The organism is Curtobacterium sp. 8I-2 (assembly GCF_902506155.1).
In the GTDB taxonomy this organism is placed as follows: domain Bacteria; phylum Actinomycetota; class Actinomycetes; order Actinomycetales; family Microbacteriaceae; genus Curtobacterium; species Curtobacterium poinsettiae.
In genome coordinates, this window is record NZ_LR732827.1 from 1,350,792 (window position 1) to 1,368,284 (window position 17,493).

A 17,493-nucleotide genomic window follows, 5' to 3' on the forward strand; every position below is an offset into this window, starting at 1 on the left:
CCCGCATGCCGCGGTGCGGAGCGCGAACACCGGTGTCTTGCGTGCGCCGGCGCGCGACAACCAGTGCGGCTCACACGGCCCAGCGCGCCGCCAGCTCGTCCATCAGGGCATCGAGCCGCTCGTCGATCACCTGCTCCTCGGGGTGTGCCTCGTACCAGGCGATGACCTCGCGCACACCCTGCCGGTAGGTCGTGCGCGGCCGGTACCACGGCACGAGCGACCGGATCTTGCTGTTGTCGAACACCGACGAGTTCGCCTTGTCGCCGAGCAGCGCCGCGCCCCACTCGGGGTCCGCCGCGTTGATCGCGTCTGCCGGCACGTGCACGATCCGCAGGTCCTCGACCCCGGCCGCCGCCGCGATCTCGTGCGCGATGGCGTTCCACGTCGGGGCTTCGTCGCTCGTGATCGTGAAGGGCTCACCGATTGCCTCGGCCCGGTCGAGCAGCCCCGTGAACCCGACCGCGAAGTCGCGGCTGTGGGTCAGCGTCCACAGCGACGTGCCGTCGCCGGTGATGACGACCGGCTTGCCGGCACGCATCCGAGCGACCGCGGTCCAGCCACCCGTCAGCGGCAGCTTCGTCTCGTCGTAGGTGTGCGACGGCCGCACGATCGTCACCGGGAAGTCCTGCTCCCGGTACGCCTGCATCAGCAGTTCCTCGCACGCGATCTTGTCGCGCGAGTACTGCCAGTACGGGTTCTTCAGCGGCGTCGACTCCGTGATCGGCAGGTGCGTCGCCGGCGTCTGGTAAGCCGAGGCCGAGCTGATGAAGACGTACTGCCGCGTCCGCCCTGCGAAGAAGTCCGCGTCGGCCTGCACCTGGTCGGGCGTGAAGGCGATCCAGTTCACGACCACGTCGAACCGCTGGTCGCCGAGTGCGTCCGCCAGGGCGCTGCGGTCCGACACGTCGGCCTTGAGGCGCGTCACACCCTCCGGGATCGGCCTGCCCCCGGTGGTCCCCCGGTTGAGCACGGTCACGTCGAACCCCTGCTCGACGGCTTCCCGGACGCAGGCGGCGCTGATGACGCCGCTCCCGCCGATGAACAACACGCTCGCTCCGGTCATGGATGCTCCCTCGCTTCGATGCGGCGCAGCGTCGCGCCGTCGTCCCATGTGATCCTGCACCGTCCGAGCCGACTACCGTCACGGTTCGGGTCGCACCGACGCGCCCCACGACAGGAGTGACACGCACATGGAGTACCGCTACCTCGGCAACTCGGGCCTCAAGGTCTCCGAGATCACCTACGGCAACTGGCTCACCCACGCATCCCAGGTCGAGAACGACGCGGCGATCGCCTGCGTCAAGGCGGCCCTCGAGGTCGGCATCTCGACGTTCGACACCGCCGACGTCTACGCCAACGCCGGCGCGGAGACGGTCCTCGGCGAAGCGCTCAAGGGGGAGCGGCGCCAGTCCCTCGAGATCGCCACGAAGGTGTTCGGTCCGACCGGTCCGAAGGGCCACAACGACACCGGGCTGTCCCGCAAGCACATCCTCGAGTCGATCGACGGTTCGCTGCAGCGGTTGCAGACGGACTACGTCGACCTGTACCAGGCGCACCGCTACGACCACGAGACTCCGCTCGAAGAGACGATGCAGGCCTTCGCCGACATCGTGCGCCAGGGCAAGGTCCTGTACGTCGGCGTCAGCGAGTGGACCGCGGACCAGCTGCGGGCCGGTGCTGCGCTCGCGAAGGACCTCGGCTTCCAGCTCATCTCGAACCAGCCGCAGTACTCGGCACTGTGGCGGGTCATCGAGGACGAGGTCGTCCCCACCTCGAAGGAGCTCGGCATCTCGCAGATCGTCTGGTCCCCGATCGCCCAGGGTGTGCTCACCGGCAAGTACAAGCCGGGTCAGCCGCTGCCCGAGGGTTCCCGTGCAACCGATGACAAGGGCGGCGCGGACATGATCAAGCGCTTCATGCGCGACGAGGTGCTGTCCTCGGTGCAGGAGCTCGAGCCGATCGCGAAGGAGCTCGACCTGTCGATGGCGCAGCTCGCGGTCGCCTGGGTCCTGCAGAACGAGAACGTCGCCTCGGCGATCATCGGGGCATCGCGCCCGGAGCAGGTGCACGACAACGCGGGCGCTGCCGGCGTCACGATCCCGGCGGAGCTCATGTCGCGGATCGACGATGCCCTGGGCGCCGTGGTCGAACGCGACCCGGCGAAGACGAACGACAGCAGCCCGAAGACCCGCGAGGCGTAGGCCCTCCGCGAAACACCGGTGTTCGCCCGTTGAACACGCGCATGCCGCGGCTCGATGCGCGAACACCGGTGTTTTGCGAGCAGGTCACACTGGCCGGACAACGGAAAAGGCCCCCTGCCGAAGCAGGGGGCCTTCACCGGTGGCTGGACACGGCATCGATCCGTGGACCTTTCGATTTTCAGTCGAACGCTCTACCAACTGAGCTATCCAGCCGTGGCGACCCTGACGGGACTTGAACCCGCGACCTCCGCCGTGACAGGGCGGCACGCTAACCAGCTGCGCTACAGGGCCATATTGAATTGCTGTGGTGTTGCTCAGTACTACTTGCTCGCTCACTCTAGGAGTGACCCCAACGGGATTCGAACCCGTGCTGCCGCCGTGAAAGGGCGGTGTCCTAGGCCACTAAACGATAGGGCCGCAAGCAGTGCATCGCGCTACCGATGGACAAGCATACGGATGCCCTCGGGGTTTCACAAATCCGACCTCGCCAACCGTGCATCCCCGGCGTGTCGCGCCGACCGTGCACGGGTCTCCGAAGCGGTCGGTGCGAGCATCGACGGCGGTCGCGCCCCTCGTCCGAGGGGCTGTCGCGCCTGCGACCGGTGTTGTTACTGTTGCAACTGTTAACAGTGTTACGTGCGTGAGCCTTGCCGCGCTGTTACGAAATCGAGATACATGTCGACCTCCACTCCGCTCTCCCTCAGCACCCGCAGCCGCCTGATCGCCGCCGCGGTCGCCGTCGCGCTCACGGCCGGCACGCTCGCGGCCCTCGCCCCGACGTCGTCCGCCAGCGCTGCGAGCTACCCCAGCTGGGACGAGGTGCAGCAGGCGAAGTCGTCGACCAGCGCCCAGCAGGCGAAGGTCAGTGAGATCAAGTCGCTCATCTCGTCACTGAAGAGCGAGGCCGCCGCCAAGCAGAAGGCCGCGCAGGCCGCCGGTGAGGCGTACCAGGCAGCGCAGAACAAGTACGACGAGGCGACGCTCAAGCAGAAGAAGTTCCAGTCGCAGGCCGACGATGCGAAGCAGACCGCCGCGCAGTCCGAGGCGCAGGCCGGCCAGCTCGCCGCCCAGCTCGGGCGCACCAGCGGCGACGACGTGACGACGGACATCCTCACGCACCCGTCCGACTCGGGCGACCTGCTGTACGAGCTCGGCGCCATGTCGAAGCTCAGCGAGCAGTCCGAGGGCATCTACGCACAGGCCTCGCAGGACCGTGGCGTGGCCCAGGGGCTCGCTGACAAGGCCGATCGTGCCAAGCAGGCCCTCGGGGACCTCGCCGACGCCGCGCAGTCGAAGATGCAGCAGGCCCAGGGCGCAGCCGACGCCGCACAGACCGCGGTCGACGCCCAGAACGACAACGAATCCCGGCTCGAGGCGCAGCTGACCGCGCTCACCTCGAAGCAGCGCGGCGTCGAGGCCGACTACCGCAAGGGCGTCGCCGCCGAGAAGGCCCGCCAGGCCCGCCTCGCCGCAGCCGCCGCGAAGGCAGCGGCCAAGGCCGCGGCGACCAGCCAGGGCGGCACCGGCGGCGGCAGCGCCAACCCCGCCGGGTGGGTCCGCCCCGCCGGAGGGTTCCAGACGAGCCCGTACGGCTACCGCGTCGACCCGTACACGCACATCAGCGCCCTGCACGCGGGCGTCGACCTGGCCCCGGCCTGCTACGCCCCGATCTACGCGGCACACGACGGCACCGTCACCTTCGCCGGCAACGGTGGCGGGTACGGCAACGAGGTCATCCTCGACAACGGCGGCGGCATCTCGACCGCGTACGGCCACGTCGTCGACGGCGGGATCATGGTCACCGCCGGCCAGCACGTCACCGCGGGGCAGCAGATCGCCAAGATCGGTTCGACCGGTTGGTCGACCGGGTGCCACCTCCACTTCGAGACCCGGATCAACGGCGCTGCCGTCGACCCGGTCCCCTTCATGGCAGCGCGGGGGATCTCGGTATGAGCATCAGCGCCACCGGAACGAGTCGTCCCACGTCATGACCACCTCCGCTCGCTCGTTCTCCTGCGGGATCGCGACCATCGCCGTGCTCGGCATCGGCCTGTCGGTCGTCATCGCCGGACCGGCCCAGGCCGCGCCCTCGGGCCCCTCCTGGGACGACGTCAAGGCCGCCAAGTCCGACGCGGCCGACGCCCAGCAGACGGTCGACGAGCTGAGCGACCGGCTCAGCACGCTGCAGGATGCCGCCGACCAGGCCGGCGTCGCCGAGCAGCAGGCCGGGCAGGCGTACGCCCTTGCCGCGTCGCAGCAGCAGGAGGCGAAGGACGACCTCGCCGACCTGTCCGCGCAGTCGAAGCGCGCGAAGGCCCGGGCGGACGACTCCGCCGGCCAGGTGGCCGGGCTCGTGGTCGAGCTGTCCCGCACCGGTGGCGGCGACCTGTCGACGACGATGCTCATGGACTCGTCGGACTCCAAGGACCTGCTCTACCGGGTCGGCACGATGTCGCACCTGTCCGAGCGCTCCGCGACGGTCCTGGCCGAGGCCCGCGCCGACCAGAAGACCGTGGAGTCCCTGGCAGCCCAGCAGTCCGCCGCCGAGAAGGCCCTGAGCAAGGCGACGAAGGCGACGAAGACCACCTTCGCGACGGCCAACGCCGCCGCTGCCGGCGCCCAGGAACGGGTGCAGAAGCAGCAGGAGCAGCAGGGCGAGGTCCTGCGCCAGCTCGCGTACCTGAAGGGCACGAGCGTCGCGACGGAGACCGCGTACTGGAGCGCCCAGCAGGCGAAGGCAGCCGCGGCGGCCATCGCGAAGCAGACGCGCAACTCCGGTGGCGGCACCACCGGCAGCTCCTCCGGCGGCACCGGCAGCACCGGCGGCGGCAGCAACTCCGGCACCACCGGCGGCACCGGCGGCACCGGCAGCACCGGCGGCGGCAGCAACTCCGGCACCACCGGCGGCACCTCCATTCCGGCCCAGCCCAGCACCCCGTCGAACCCCGGCACCCCGAGCAAGCCCAGCACGCCGACGCGGCCGAGCAACCCCGCCCCGGCTCCTGCACCGGCCCCGGCTCCCGCTCCTGCTCCAGCCCCAGCCCCGGCGCCCGCACCCAGCAGCCCCTCGAAGGCCGCCGGTGCGATCGCGTTCGCCCGCGGACAGCTCGGCAAGCCGTACGTGCTGACCGGTGCCGGCCCGAACACCTGGGACTGCTCCGGCCTGGTGATGATGGCCTACAGCTCGCAGGGCATCGCGACCGGCGGGCACAACGTCGTCTGGCAGTACAACTACTTCAAGTCGATCGGTCGCCTCGTCCCGCTGTCCCAGCGCCAGCCCGGCGACATCCTGTTCTACTCGTCGAACGGCACGTCGTCGGGGGCGTACCACGACTCGATCGTGACGAGCTACGGCACCATGGTCGAGGCTGCACGCCCCGGCGTCGGCGTCGTCGAGCGAGCGATCTGGCTGCCGAACCAGCTCATGCCGTACGTCGCCCGCCCGAGCGGCTCCCTGTAGCCAGCTCCCGGTGTGCCCGTTCCCTCCCAGAGCGGCTGCGGGAGCAGGCACCAGCACAGAACGGCGCCCGCCCTCCGGATGGAGAGCGGGCGCCGTTCGTCGTCAGGGGATCGTCAGTGCGAACCGGGCACGTACGCGGCCTGACCGGCCTGCACGATGCGCTCGGCCTCGGCGGCGTCGCCCCAGCCCTCGGCCTTGACCCACTTGTTCGGCTCGAGGTCCTTGTAGTGCTCGAAGAAGTGCGCGATCTCGGCCTTCGTCTGCTCCGGCACGTCCGCGATGTCCTGGATGTGCGCCCAGCGCGGGTCCTTGGCGGGGACGACGAGGACCTTCTCGTCGATGCCGGCCTCGTCGCTCATCTTGAAGACGCCGACCGGGCGGACCTTGACGCCCACGCCGGGGAACGTCGGGAACTCGAGCAGCAGCAGGGCGTCCACGGGGTCACCGTCGTCGGCCAGGGTCTTCTCGAAGAACCCGTAGTCGGTGGGGTAGACGAACGAGGTGAACAGCACGCGGTCGAGGTAGACACGACCGGTCTCGTGGTCCACCTCGTACTTGTTGCGGCTGCCCTTGGGGATCTCGACGACGACGTCGTACGCGGCCATGTTGCGCTCCTGTGTCTGCTTCGGGGACTGTCGTGTGTTGCGAAAGCGCGGCTAACGTTACCGGGTGAACTCTCCGCGTCCCCGGCTCGACCCCGCCGTCGCCGAGACCCGTCTGGCCGTCCGCGACCTGCTCGCCGCAGCCGTCGACGGCGGCGTGGTCGCCGAAGGCGACCTGGTCCTCGTCGCACTGAGCGGCGGACCGGACTCCCTCGCCCTCGCCGCGGCCACCGCGTTCGAGGCGGGCAAGCAGGGTCTCCGGGCCGGGGCAGTGGTCGTCGACCACGCGCTCCAGGCGGGCTCCGAGGCGGTCGCGAGCCGTGCCTCCCGGCAGGCATCCGAGCTGGGACTCGACCCGGTGACGGTCCGCAGGGTCGCGGTCGGCTCCGACGGTGGCCCGGAAGGCGCCGCCCGGGAGGCCCGCCACGCGTCGATCGCCGAGGTCGCGGCCGCCACCGGGTCACCCCTGGTGCTGCTGGGGCACACCCTGGACGACCAGGCCGAGACGGTGCTGCTCGGCCTGCTGCGCGGCAGCGGGCCGGACAGCCTGTCCGGCATGCAGCCGCTCGCCCGGCGTGACGCCGGTCCGGCCTACGGCCGTCCGCTGCTGACCGTCCGGCGGCACGCGACCCGGCAGGCGTGCGCCGCAGCGGGGCTGGCACCCTGGCACGACCCGCAGAACGACGACCCCGCGTACGCACGGGTGCGGGTGCGGAACACCCTGCTGCCGGTGCTCGAACGGGAGCTCGGCGCCGGGGTCCCCGAGGCCCTGGCCCGGACGGCCGACCAGCTGCGCGAGGACTCCGCGGCACTCGACCACTTCGCCGAGGAGATCGCGGAGGACATCGCCGAGCACTCCGAGGCGGGCATCTCGCTGTCGGTGCGGGCGCTCGGGGCGAACCCGCCGGCACTCCGGCAGCGGCTCGTGCGCCTGGCGGTGGAGAGCGAGTTCGGGGTGACGCTGTCCCGCGTGCAGACGCTCGAGGTCTGCCGGCTCGTCACGGACTGGAGCGGACAGGGCCCGATCGACCTGCCGGGCGTCCGTGCCACGCGGACCGGCGACCGCATCGAGTTCAGCGCCGGTTAGGCTGGCGTGGTGGAACTCTCCGACGTCCAGGCAGACCTGTCCGAAGTGCTCTTCACCCCCGAGCAGATCGACGAGAAGCTCGCCGAGCTCGCGGCGGTCGTCGACGCCGACTACGCGGGCCGCGACCCGCTGCTCGTCGGGGTGCTCAAGGGTGCCGTCATGGTGATGGCGGACTTCTCGCGCCACCTCAAGATGCAGGCGCGGATGGACTGGATGGCGGTGTCGTCGTACGGCTCCGGCACGAAGTCGTCCGGCGTGGTGCGGATCCTCAAGGACCTCGACACCGACCTGCACGGGCGCGACGTCCTGATCGTCGAGGACATCATCGACTCCGGCCTGACCCTGTCGTGGCTCAAGCAGAACCTGCAGTCGCGTGGTGCCGCGAGCGTCGAGATCGTCGCCCTGCTGCGCAAGCCCGAGGCAGCCAAGGTCGAGGTCGACGTGAAGTACGTGGGCTTCGACATCCCCGACGCGTTCGTCGTCGGGTACGGCCTGGACTACGACGAGCGTTACCGCAACCTGCGCGGCGTCGGCGTCCTCGCCCCGCACGTCTACTCCTGACCGACGAGCGACCCGCTGCGCGCGGGTCGCACTCGGCCGACTCTGGCCCGGGGGTGAGTTCGCCCGCAGAGGACACCCATTCTCGCCACAGAATCGCGGCCGTATGCTGACCTGCACGCAACTTCGGCAGAGAAAGGTGTCGGGCACTCGCGCCCGGATCACATGAACTTCAAGCGCATCTTCCGCGGCCCGTACCTCTACGTGCTGATCGCGCTGGCGGGCATCTTCATCGGCTGGAGCGTCATCAGCCAGGGCAGCACGCAAGAGATCAACACCCAGAAGGGTCTCGAGCAGCTCGCCGACGACAAGGTCTCGTCCGTGACCGTCAACTCCACGGAGCAGCGGGTCGACCTCGTCCTCAAGGACGGCGACAAGCAGGAGCAGTTCTACTACTCCACGCCCCGCGGCGAAGAGGTCATCCAGGCGGTGAACGACTCCAACCTGCCCAAGGGCTACAACGACACCGTGCAGCAGGGCAACTGGTTCCTGTCGCTGCTCAGCATCCTGCTGCCGTTCCTGATCATCGGTGCCCTGTTCTGGTTCCTGCTCTCGAGCGCCCAGGGCGGCGGCTCGAAGGTGATGCAGTTCGGCAAGTCGAAGGCCAAGATCAACAACAAGGAGAACCCGCAGGTGTCGTTCGCCGACGTCGCGGGTGCCGACGAGGCGATCGAGGAACTCCACGAGATCAAGGAGTTCCTCAAGGAGCCCGCGAAGTTCCAGGCCGTCGGGGCGAAGATCCCCAAGGGCGTGCTGCTCTACGGCCCTCCCGGAACCGGCAAGACCCTGCTCGCCCGCGCCGTCGCGGGTGAAGCCGGTGTGCCGTTCTACTCGATCTCCGGTTCGGACTTCGTCGAGATGTTCGTCGGTGTCGGTGCGAGCCGCGTCCGTGACCTCTTCGAACAGGCCAAGGCGAACTCGCCGGCCATCGTCTTCATCGACGAGATCGACGCCGTGGGTCGTCACCGTGGTGCCGGCATCGGCGGTGGCAACGACGAGCGCGAGCAGACGCTGAACCAGCTCCTGGTCGAGATGGACGGCTTCGACGGCAAGACGAACGTCATCCTCATCGCCGCGACGAACCGTCCCGACGTGCTCGACCCCGCGCTCCTGCGCCCCGGCCGCTTCGACCGCCAGATCGGCGTCGACGCCCCGGGCCTCGCCGGCCGCAAGCAGATCCTCGAGGTGCACGCGAAGGGCAAGCCGCTCGCCGCGAGCGTCGACCTCGAGCTGCTCGCCCGCAAGACGCCGGGCTTCACCGGCGCCGACCTGGCGAACGTCCTGAACGAGGCGGCCCTGCTGACCGCCCGCTCGAACGCGCAGCTCATCGACAACCGTGCCCTCGACGAGGCCGTCGACCGCGTGATGGCCGGCCCGCAGCGCCGCACCCGGATCATGTCCGACCAGGAACGCCTGATCACCGCGTACCACGAGGGCGGCCACGCCCTGGCGGCAGCGGCGATGCGGCACACCGACCCGGTCACGAAGATCACGATCCTGCCCCGCGGCCGTGCCCTCGGCTACACGATGGTGCTCCCGCTCGAGGACAAGTACTCGGTCACCCGCAACGAGCTCCTCGACCAGCTCACCTACGCCATGGGTGGTCGCGTCGCCGAGGAGATCGTGTTCCACGACCCGACCACGGGCGCCTCGAACGACATCGAGAAGGCCACCGGCACCGCCCGCAAGATGGTGACGGAGTACGGCATGAGCCAGGCCGTCGGGTCCGTGAAGCTCGGTTCCGGGTCCAGCGAGCCGTTCGTCGGCCGTGACATGAGCGGTGGCACCGGTCGGGACTACTCGGAGAACATCGCCCAGACGGTCGACGCCGAGACCCGCGCCCTGCTCGAGGCCGCGCACGACGAGGCCTACCAGGTCCTCAACGACAACCGCGACATCCTCGACCGCCTGGCCGGTGAGCTCCTCGAGAAGGAGACGCTCGACGCCCCGGAGCTCGTGGAGATCTTCAAGGACGTCCGCAAGCTGCCCGAGCGCCCGCAGTGGCTCTCGAGCGACAAGCGCCCGGTCAGCAACCTGCCCGCGATCGACGTGCCCGGCAAGGCCGCCGCGACCGCAGCGGACCCGACGGACTCCGAGTCGACCTCGAAGACCCGTCGTCGCCCGTTCGGCAACCCGGGTATCGCCCCCGCGTAGGCCCGCATGTCCGAGCTGCCGACGCGACGAGAGCGTCGACTCGCCGAGGTGAGTCGTGCCCGCGCCGCCGCCGCCGAACCGGCGACGGTCGCGATCGACGTCCGTGCACCCCAGCCGGTGCCCGAGGTCGTGACCGGCCGTCGCCGTGACCGCGGTGGTCCGGCCGAGGAGCGCACCCGGGTGCTCGGCATCCTCAACGTCACCCCCGACTCGTTCAGCGACGGCGGTCTGCACCAGGCCTACGACGCCGCCGTGCAGCACGCACGTGACCTCGTCGCCGCCGGTGCCGACGTCATCGACGTCGGTGGCGAGTCCACCCGGCCCGGGTCCGAGCGCGTGCCCGTGCCCGTCGAGCAGGAACGCGTGCTGCCGGTCGTGCAGCAGCTCGTCGCCGAGGGCATCCCGGTCAGTGTCGACACGATGAACGCCGCGACGGCCGAGCGTGCCGTCGACCTCGGTGCCGCCATCGTCAACGACGTCTCCGGTGGCCTCGCCGACCCGGACATGGCCCGCGTCGTGGCGTCCACGGGCGTCGGCTTCGTCGTCATGCACTGGCGGGGACACAGCGACCGGATGTACCGCAACGCCGAGTACACCCACGCCGTCGAAGAAGTCCGTCGCGAGGTCGAGCTCCGCGTCGCCGAGCTCATCGTGCTCGGCGTCCGGCAGGAGCAGGTCGTCATCGACCCGGGCCTCGGCTTCGCCAAGCACGGCGTGCAGAACTGGGAGATCCTGGCCGGCTACGAGCGCTTCGCCTCCATCGGCCTGCCGGTGCTCGTCGCCGCCTCACGCAAGCGGTTCCTCGACGGTGTCGGGAGCCCCGAGGGCGCTCCTCCCAGGGAGCGCGACCTCGCCACCGCCGCCATCAGCCTGCTCGCCGCCGAACGCGGCGCGTGGGGTGTGCGCGTGCACGACCCGGCACCGACCCGTGCCGTGCTCGACGTCTGGGACGCCTGGAGGGCAGCTCGATCGTGAACGACACCATCCGACTCACCGGGGTCCGCGCCCGCGGACACCACGGCGTCTTCGACCACGAGCGCGAGGACGGCCAGGACTTCGTCGTCGACGTCGCCGTGGAGCTCGACGCCCGTGCGGCCTCGGGCAGCGACGACCTCGACGCCACCGTGCACTACGGCGTGCTCGCCGAGCAGGTCGTCGCCGAGATCGAACGCGACCCCGTCGACCTGATCGAGACGCTGGCCGAGCGCATCGCCGCGGCCGTGCTCACCCACCGTGCCGCGCTGGCGACCGAGGTCACGGTGCACAAGCCGCAGGCGCCGATCACCGTGCCGTTCACCGACGTCTCGATCACCATCCACCGCAGCCGCGGCACCACGGTGCCGGACGAGGAAGAAGAATGACCCACCGGGTCGTCGTCGCCCTCGGTGCGAACCTCGGTGACCGGGGGAGCACCCTCCGCGCGGCGGCCACCGCGATCGCCGCCCTGCCCGGGGTGGTGCCGGTGGCCTCGAGCCGCGAGGTCGAGTCGGTCGCCGTGACCCTGGACGGGCTCGACACCTCGAAGCCCCGCTACCGGAACGCCGTCGTGGTCGTCGAGACCGACCTCGAGCCGCAGCCCTTCCTCGACGCCCTGCACGGCATCGAGGACGCCCACGGCCGCACGCGCGAGGTCCGGTGGGGCGACCGCACCCTCGACCTCGACGTCGTCGCCGTGGACGACCTGCGGATCGCCACGGACACACTGGTCGTGCCGCACCCCCGGGCAGCGGAGCGCGCCTTCGTGCTCGCCCCGTGGCTCGACGCCGACCCCGATGCCGTCCTGCCCGGCGCCGGACCGGTGGCCGACCTGCTCGCCGCCGTGGGGGACGACACCGAGCGCGTCGACGAGCCGCGCCTGTTCGCGGAGCCGGCACGGGCCTCCAGACCGGCGGGGAGCGCGACCAGCGCATGAAGCCCACCCGCGCCTCCACGCTGCTCAGCATCGCCGTCGTGACGGTGGCCGCCGGGTTCGCCCTCGACGCCGTCCTGGCGTCGCGCCAGCTGCCGACGTTCCTGTTCTCGCTCCCGCTCGGCATCACGCTCGCGTTCATCGGCGTCGCCGTCGTGCTGATGGCCAGACCGGTGCGCCGCCACGCACGCGAGGGCGCCGGGCGGCAGCGGCCCGTCGACCCGCTCTACGCGACCCGCGTCGTCGTGCTCGCGAAGGCGTCCAGCATCTGCGGCACGCTGCTCGGTGGGTTCGCCCTGGGCCTGGTGCTGTACCTGCTGACCCGTTCCGCGACGCCTTCGCTAGGCTCGACCCTGCCGAACGTGATCGCCGTCGGGGGCGGGATCGTCCTGACGGTCTGCGCACTGGTCGCGGAACGGATGTGCGTCGCACCCCCGGGTGACGACGACGACCGTGACGATCCCCGCAACGGCTCGACGACGGTGAACTGACCGAGCAACCCCAGGAGGCCGCGATGCCGCGTGAACGACTCGACGAGCCGGGCCTCGGCCTCGGTGGGATCTCCTGGCACCGGGTGTCCACGAAGCTCGTGTGGACCGAACTCATCGCCACGCTCGTGATCGGTGTCGTGCTCACCGCGGGCTTCGTGCTCATCGGGGTCGTCAACGACGGCTTCGGTTCCGGGGCCGGCACCGTCTGGCTCTCCGTCGGCATCGCGGTCGCGGTCACCACGGCGATCACCGCCGCGCTCACGCCCCGACGGGTCCGGGCCATCGGCTACGCGCTCCGCGACGACGACCTGGTCGTGCGCCGCGGGCTGATGTGGCAGCGCTTCACGGCCGTGCCCTACGGCCGGATGCAGCTCGTCGACGTCGCCCGGGGCCCGCTCGACCGGGCGCTCGGCATGAGCGAGCTGAAGTTCGTCACCGCCGCCGCCGCGACCAACGTGCGGATCCCCGGTGTGCCGGCAGCGGACGCCGACGAGCTGCGCGACCGCCTCGTCGAGCTCGCCGAGTCCCGTCGCGCCGGACTGTAGGGGCCGTTCGTGACCTTCCGACCCGGCACCCCGCCGCCCGCTCCGCCCGCGCCGCCCACCGGGGGCAACGCGGCCGCCGCGGCACCCCTGACCGACGGCCAGTGGCACCGCCTGCACCCGCTCACCCCGCTGCTCAAGGGCGGGATCTTCCTCATCGTCGTCCTCGGCTACGTGCTGAACAGCCTGCGGGACCAGCTCGTCGAGTTCTTCATCCCCGGCGACCAGCAGGAGGACGGTGACCCGGTCCGGTACGTGTACGAGCACGGCGTCGTCGGCTGGGTCCTGCTCGGCATCGTGGTGCTGCTCCTGGTGCTGATCGGGCTGTTCTACCTGTCCTGGCGCATGCACGAGTTCCGCGTCACCGGCGAGATCGTCGAGGTGCGCTCCGGCGTGCTGTTCCGGAACCACCGCAAGGCCCGGCTCGACCGGATCCAGGGCATCAACATCCAGCGGCCGCTCGTGCCCCGGGTGTTCGGTACCGCCAAGCTCGAGATCGCGCAGGCCGGCAACGACGCCAACGTGCAGCTCGCCTACCTCGGGGTCCGCGCCGCCGACGACCTGCGGCAGCGGATCCTGGTGCTGGCGTCCGGCGCCAAGGACGACGACGGCCACGGTGGTCCGTCGCGGCAGTCGCACGGCGCACTGCAAGACCGCGTCGACGAGATGTTCTCGCCCGAGCTCGACCCGGTGGCCGTGCACGCCACCCGCATCGTCAAGGTGCGCCCGGGGCGGCTGATCGCGTCGATGCTGCTGTCCGGCACGACGCTGTTCCTGCTGCTCGTCATCGCCGGCATGATCGTCAGCGTCGCCCTCACCGGCGAGTTCGCGGTGCTGTTCGGGCTGTTCCCCGCCGTCCTCGGTGCCGGCGGGTACTACGTCCGCAAGTTCTCCCGCTCGTTGCAGTACACGATCGCCGAGACGCGTGACGGCATCCGGATCGGCTTCGGGCTGGTCTCGACGTCGAACGAGACGCTGCCGCCCGGGCGCATCCACGCCGTGAGCGTCGCGCAGCCGCTGCTGTGGCGCCCGTTCGGCTGGTGGGACATCCGCATCAACCGCGCGACGAGCGCCGGCAACGGGGCATCCAGCAACCAGCAGGTGTCCTCGATCGTGCTGCCCGTGGGCACGACGGCGGACGTCCGCGAGGTCCTCGACATCATCCTGCCGGGGCTCGTCGGCACCGTCGTCGCCGGCCCCGAGGCCTCGCCGGAAGCCCTGCGCGAGGGCGCGGCCGAAGCCGTGGACGTCGTCGACGACAGCCTCACCACCTCGGGTGACCGCGGCGGCTTCGTGCACTCCCCACGGCGAGGCGCGTGGCTCCGCCCGTTCGCGTTCCGGCGCAACGGCTACCGGTTCGTGCAGGGCGCGGTGCTGCTGCGGCTCGGCGCCGTCTGGCGGTCGCTCGTCATCGTGCCGCTGCCCCGCGTGCAGAGCGTCAAGGTCGAGCAGGGACCGCTCGAGCGTGCCCTGCGGGTCGCGACCGTCCACGTCCACACCGTCGCCGGTCCGGTCTCGGCACGCATCGGCGCGCTCGACGCGCGTGACGCGCAGCGCTTCTGGTCCGAGACCACCCAGCGCGCCGTCGATGCCGCCGCCGTCGACACGACCCACCGCTGGCGCGAACGGGAGGCCCGCCCCGCGTCCGCCACACACGCTGCGGACGCACCGTGGCCCGGGTCCGGAGCCCCTGCCGGGCCCGCCGCGGCCCACCGGCAGGACGCCGCGCCTCCCGGCCCGGGGTGGGGCGACGTCCCGCCCACCGGAGCCGCACGATGAGGGCCGGGCGTCTCGGGGTCGGCATCGTCGGCGCCGGACGGGTCGGACCCGTCCTCGGAGCAGCCCTGGCGAACGCGGAGCACGCCGTCGTCGGCGTGACCGCCGTGTCGGAAGAGGGCCGCGACCGTGCCGAGGCGATGCTGCCCGGCGCCCCGGTGCTCGCGACGCCCGACCTGGTCGAGCGCAGCGAACTCGTCCTGCTCGCGGTGCCGGACGACCAGCTCGCCTCGCTCGTGCAGGGGTTGGCCGACGCCGGCATCTGGCAGCCCGGGCAGCTCGTCGTGCACACCAGCCCGGACCACGGCGTCGGCATCCTCGCCCCGGCGATGGCGGCCGGCGCGATCCCGCTCGCGATCCACCCCGCGATGGCGTTCACGGGCACCAGCGTCGACCTGTCACGGCTCCGTGACGCGTACTGCGCGGTGACCGCTCCGGCACCCGTGCTCCCCATCGCGCAGGCCCTGGTGGTCGAGATGGGCGCCGAGCCGTTCGTCGTGGCGGAGGGCGACCGGCCCGCGTACGCCGATGCGGTGCGGGCGGCCGTGAGCTTCTCGACGGCGATCGTCGACCAGTCCGCAGGCACCCTGTCCGGCATCGGTGTCGAACACCCGGGTCGCGTCCTCGGGGCGCTCGTCCGCTCCGCCGTCGACAACGCGCTGACCGCGGCCGACGGGCAGTCGACGCTGTAGGTCGGGGTCGGGGTCGGGGTCGGTCGGGGTCGCGGTCGGTCGGCGGTCGGTCATGACTCCCCGCTCAGTTCCCCCGAGTGGTCACGACCTGTCGGCTGCGAGCGCTCCGGCCGACAGATCGTGACCGGCGGGCGTGATGCATGCGGGGTGTTGTGACCGCGGCCTCGGCTCCTGGTCCGGCGGGCACGGTTCCGGGGCGGGAGCGTGGCGCGGGTAGCATTTCCCCCGACCCCCACGACCATCGGAGCCGCACCCGCATGACCGACGAGACCGTCACCCCCGACACCGCGATCACCGACGCCGCCGCACTGGCCGAGCAGGAGACCAGCGAGCAGCGACAGGTCCGGCTCGACAAGCGGGCGAAGCTGCTGGAGTCGGGCATCGAGGCGTACCCCGCCGAGCTCCCCCTCACCACGACGATCCCGGCCGTGCGCGAGCAGTACGCGCACCTGGAGACCGGCGAGGAGACCCAGGACGTCGTCGGCATCGCCGGCCGTGTCGTGTTCTCGCGCAACACCGGCAAGCTCTGCTTCGCGTCGCTGCAGTCCGGCGACGGCGCACGCATCCAGGCGATGGTCTCCCTGGCCGAGGTGGGGGACGACTCCCTCGCCCGCTGGAAGGAGTTCGTCGACCTCGGTGACCACGTGTTCGTGCACGGCCGCGTGATCTCCTCGCGCCGCGGCGAGCTGTCGATCATGGTCGACGACTGGGCGATCGCGGCGAAGGCGATCCTGCCGCTGCCGAACCTGCACAACGAGCTCAACGAGGAGACGCGGGTCCGCCAGCGTTACCTCGACCTCATCGTCCGTGACGAAGCCCGCGCCACCGTGCGTGCTCGAGCTGCCGTGATGGCGTCGCTCCGCCAGACCTTCACCGCGCACGAGTACCTCGAGGTCGAGACCCCGATGCTGCAGACCCAGCACGGCGGCGCCTCGGCCCGACCGTTCGTGACGCACTCGAACGCCTTCGACACCGAGCTGTTCCTGCGCATCGCCCCCGAGCTGTTCCTGAAGCGGGCCGTCGTCGGCGGCATCGACCGGGTGTTCGAGATCAACCGCAACTTCCGGAACGAGGGTGCCGACTCGTCGCACTCGCCCGAGTTCGCGATGGTCGAGGCGTACCAGGCGTACGGCAACTACGAGCAGATGGCCGACCTGACCCAGGAGCTCGTGCAGAACGCGACCCGCGCCGTCACCGGTGGTGCGCTCGAGGTCACCCTGCCCGACGGCAGCACCTACGACCTGGGCGGCGAGTGGCCCCGCATCGACATGTACGGCTCGCTGTCCGAGGCCGCCGGGCGCGAGATCAGCCCGGAGACCCCGCTGTCCGAGCTGCAGGCGCTCGCCGAGACCGAGGGCGTCGAGGTCGCCCACGCCACGCACGGCAAGTACGTCGAGGAACTCTGGGAGCACTTCGTCATCGACTCGCTCGACCGTCCGACCTTCGTGATGAACTTCCCGGTCGACACCTCGCCGCTCACCCGGCAGCACCGCACCCGTCCGGGCGTCGTCGAGAAGTGGGACCTGTACGTCCGTGGCTTCGAGCTCGGCACGGCGTACTCCGAGCTCGTCGACCCGGTCGTGCAGCGGGAGCGCTTCGTCGAGCAGGCGAAGCTCGCGGCCGGCGGCGACCTCGAAGCGATGCGTGTGGACGAGGACTTCCTGCGGGCGCTCGAGCACGCGATGCCCCCGTCGGGCGGCATGGGCATGGGGATCGACCGCCTGCTCATGGCCATCACGGGCCTCGGCATCCGCGAGACGATCCTGTTCCCGCTGGTCAAATAACTCCGAGTCCACCGGGGTACGATGCTCGGGTGCCTGATGGAGTCGTAAGCGGGATCGTCTTCGCCCTGACGCCGACCATCGTCGTCGGCCTGATCTTCTGGTTCGTGATGCGCGCGATCATGCGTGCCGACCGGACCGAGCGCGCTGCGTACGCCAAGGTCGAGGCCGAAGAGCGCGCCCGCTTCGAGCGCGAGCACGGTCGTCCCGCGCCGGCTCCGACCCCCGGCGAGTAGCCGC

General features: G+C 70.9%; 17 protein-coding genes and 3 tRNA genes. 15 read left to right on the forward strand and 5 right to left on the reverse strand.

Translation table 11 applies throughout. From position 1 onward, the window contains the following. Positions 1-70: 70 nt before the first annotated feature. Positions 71-1,063 (reverse strand): NAD-dependent epimerase/dehydratase family protein, encoded by a 993-nt coding sequence (locus BOSE127_RS10215; protein ID WP_159557090.1) that lies wholly within the window; start codon positions 1,061-1,063, stop codon positions 71-73. Between the two features lie 127 nt (positions 1,064-1,190). On the opposite strand from BOSE127_RS10215, the gene BOSE127_RS10220 reads away from it, so the two are divergent. Next, positions 1,191-2,201 (forward strand): aldo/keto reductase family protein, encoded by a 1,011-nt coding sequence (locus tag BOSE127_RS10220; RefSeq protein WP_159557091.1) that lies wholly within the window; start codon positions 1,191-1,193, stop codon positions 2,199-2,201. Between the two features lie 140 nt (positions 2,202-2,341). Here BOSE127_RS10220 and BOSE127_RS10225 read toward each other — a convergent pair. The 3 genes from BOSE127_RS10225 to BOSE127_RS10235 all read right to left on the reverse strand — a co-directional run bounded on the left by BOSE127_RS10225 (position 2,342) and on the right by BOSE127_RS10235 (position 2,618). Further along, positions 2,342-2,414, reverse strand: a tRNA-Phe gene (locus tag BOSE127_RS10225). 1 nt (position 2,415) lies between these two features. Next, positions 2,416-2,492 (reverse strand) — tRNA-Asp (locus BOSE127_RS10230). Positions 2,493-2,545: 53 nt separating this feature from the next. Further along, positions 2,546-2,618, reverse strand: a tRNA-Glu gene (locus tag BOSE127_RS10235). A gap of 258 nt (positions 2,619-2,876) precedes the next feature. Between BOSE127_RS10235 and BOSE127_RS10240 the strand changes: the two genes are divergently transcribed. Continuing rightward, positions 2,877-4,154, forward strand: coding sequence for a M23 family metallopeptidase (locus BOSE127_RS10240; protein WP_042537946.1), 1,278 nt, complete (start codon positions 2,877-2,879; stop codon positions 4,152-4,154). A gap of 34 nt (positions 4,155-4,188) precedes the next feature. Continuing rightward, a complete protein-coding gene (locus tag BOSE127_RS10245) occupies positions 4,189-5,661 on the forward strand; it encodes a C40 family peptidase (RefSeq protein ID WP_159557093.1) in 1,473 nt (490 codons plus the stop codon). Positions 5,662-5,774: 113 nt separating this feature from the next. On the opposite strand, the gene BOSE127_RS10250 is transcribed toward BOSE127_RS10245, so the two are convergent. Then, positions 5,775-6,266 (reverse strand): inorganic diphosphatase, encoded by a 492-nt coding sequence (locus tag BOSE127_RS10250; protein WP_017887688.1) that lies wholly within the window; start codon positions 6,264-6,266, stop codon positions 5,775-5,777. Between the two features lie 64 nt (positions 6,267-6,330). On the opposite strand from BOSE127_RS10250, the gene tilS reads away from it, so the two are divergent. The 12 genes from tilS to BOSE127_RS10310 all read left to right on the forward strand — a co-directional run bounded on the left by tilS (position 6,331) and on the right by BOSE127_RS10310 (position 17,489). Next, on the forward strand, positions 6,331-7,350 hold the full coding sequence (gene tilS, locus BOSE127_RS10255; RefSeq protein ID WP_056072440.1) for a tRNA lysidine(34) synthetase TilS: 1,020 nt from the start codon (positions 6,331-6,333) through the stop codon (positions 7,348-7,350). A gap of 9 nt (positions 7,351-7,359) precedes the next feature. Further along, positions 7,360-7,911, forward strand: a complete 552-nt coding sequence (gene hpt / locus BOSE127_RS10260) for a hypoxanthine phosphoribosyltransferase (protein ID WP_017887686.1) — start codon at positions 7,360-7,362, stop codon at positions 7,909-7,911. Between the two features lie 162 nt (positions 7,912-8,073). Further along, positions 8,074-10,062, forward strand: coding sequence for an ATP-dependent zinc metalloprotease FtsH (gene ftsH / locus BOSE127_RS10265; RefSeq protein WP_042537940.1), 1,989 nt, complete (start codon positions 8,074-8,076; stop codon positions 10,060-10,062). Positions 10,063-10,068: 6 nt separating this feature from the next. Continuing rightward, a complete protein-coding gene (gene folP / locus BOSE127_RS10270) occupies positions 10,069-11,037 on the forward strand; it encodes a dihydropteroate synthase (protein ID WP_197068627.1) in 969 nt (322 codons plus the stop codon). Beyond that, on the forward strand, positions 11,034-11,423 hold the full coding sequence (gene folB, locus BOSE127_RS10275; RefSeq protein WP_042537938.1) for a dihydroneopterin aldolase: 390 nt from the start codon (positions 11,034-11,036) through the stop codon (positions 11,421-11,423). The genes folP and folB overlap by 4 nt, the downstream gene beginning before the upstream one ends. Continuing rightward, entirely contained in the window at positions 11,420-11,974 is a 555-nt protein-coding gene (gene folK, locus BOSE127_RS10280; RefSeq protein ID WP_159557095.1) for a 2-amino-4-hydroxy-6-hydroxymethyldihydropteridine diphosphokinase, read from the forward strand. Before folB ends, folK begins: the two co-directional genes overlap by 4 nt. Beyond that, positions 11,971-12,462, forward strand: a complete 492-nt coding sequence (locus BOSE127_RS10285) for a DUF3180 domain-containing protein (RefSeq protein ID WP_017887681.1) — start codon at positions 11,971-11,973, stop codon at positions 12,460-12,462. The genes folK and BOSE127_RS10285 overlap by 4 nt, the downstream gene beginning before the upstream one ends. A 23-nt stretch (positions 12,463-12,485) precedes the next feature. Further along, the gene (locus BOSE127_RS10290) at positions 12,486-13,007 is read left to right on the forward strand and encodes a PH domain-containing protein (RefSeq protein WP_056072434.1); all 522 of its coding nucleotides are present in this window, start codon (positions 12,486-12,488) and stop codon (positions 13,005-13,007) included. Between the two features lie 9 nt (positions 13,008-13,016). Beyond that, on the forward strand, positions 13,017-14,783 hold the full coding sequence (locus BOSE127_RS10295; protein WP_159557097.1) for a PH domain-containing protein: 1,767 nt from the start codon (positions 13,017-13,019) through the stop codon (positions 14,781-14,783). Beyond that, on the forward strand, positions 14,780-15,472 hold the full coding sequence (locus BOSE127_RS10300; RefSeq protein ID WP_031260037.1) for a Rossmann-like and DUF2520 domain-containing protein: 693 nt from the start codon (positions 14,780-14,782) through the stop codon (positions 15,470-15,472). The genes BOSE127_RS10295 and BOSE127_RS10300 overlap by 4 nt, the downstream gene beginning before the upstream one ends. A 257-nt stretch (positions 15,473-15,729) precedes the next feature. Then, positions 15,730-17,256 carry a lysine--tRNA ligase gene (gene lysS / locus BOSE127_RS10305; protein ID WP_159557099.1) on the forward strand — a complete coding sequence of 509 codons (1,527 nt, stop codon included), beginning with the start codon at positions 15,730-15,732 and terminating at the stop codon, positions 17,254-17,256. Positions 17,257-17,285: 29 nt separating this feature from the next. After that, a complete protein-coding gene (locus BOSE127_RS10310) occupies positions 17,286-17,489 on the forward strand; it encodes a hypothetical protein (protein ID WP_017887676.1) in 204 nt (67 codons plus the stop codon). Positions 17,490-17,493 lie beyond the last annotated feature (4 nt).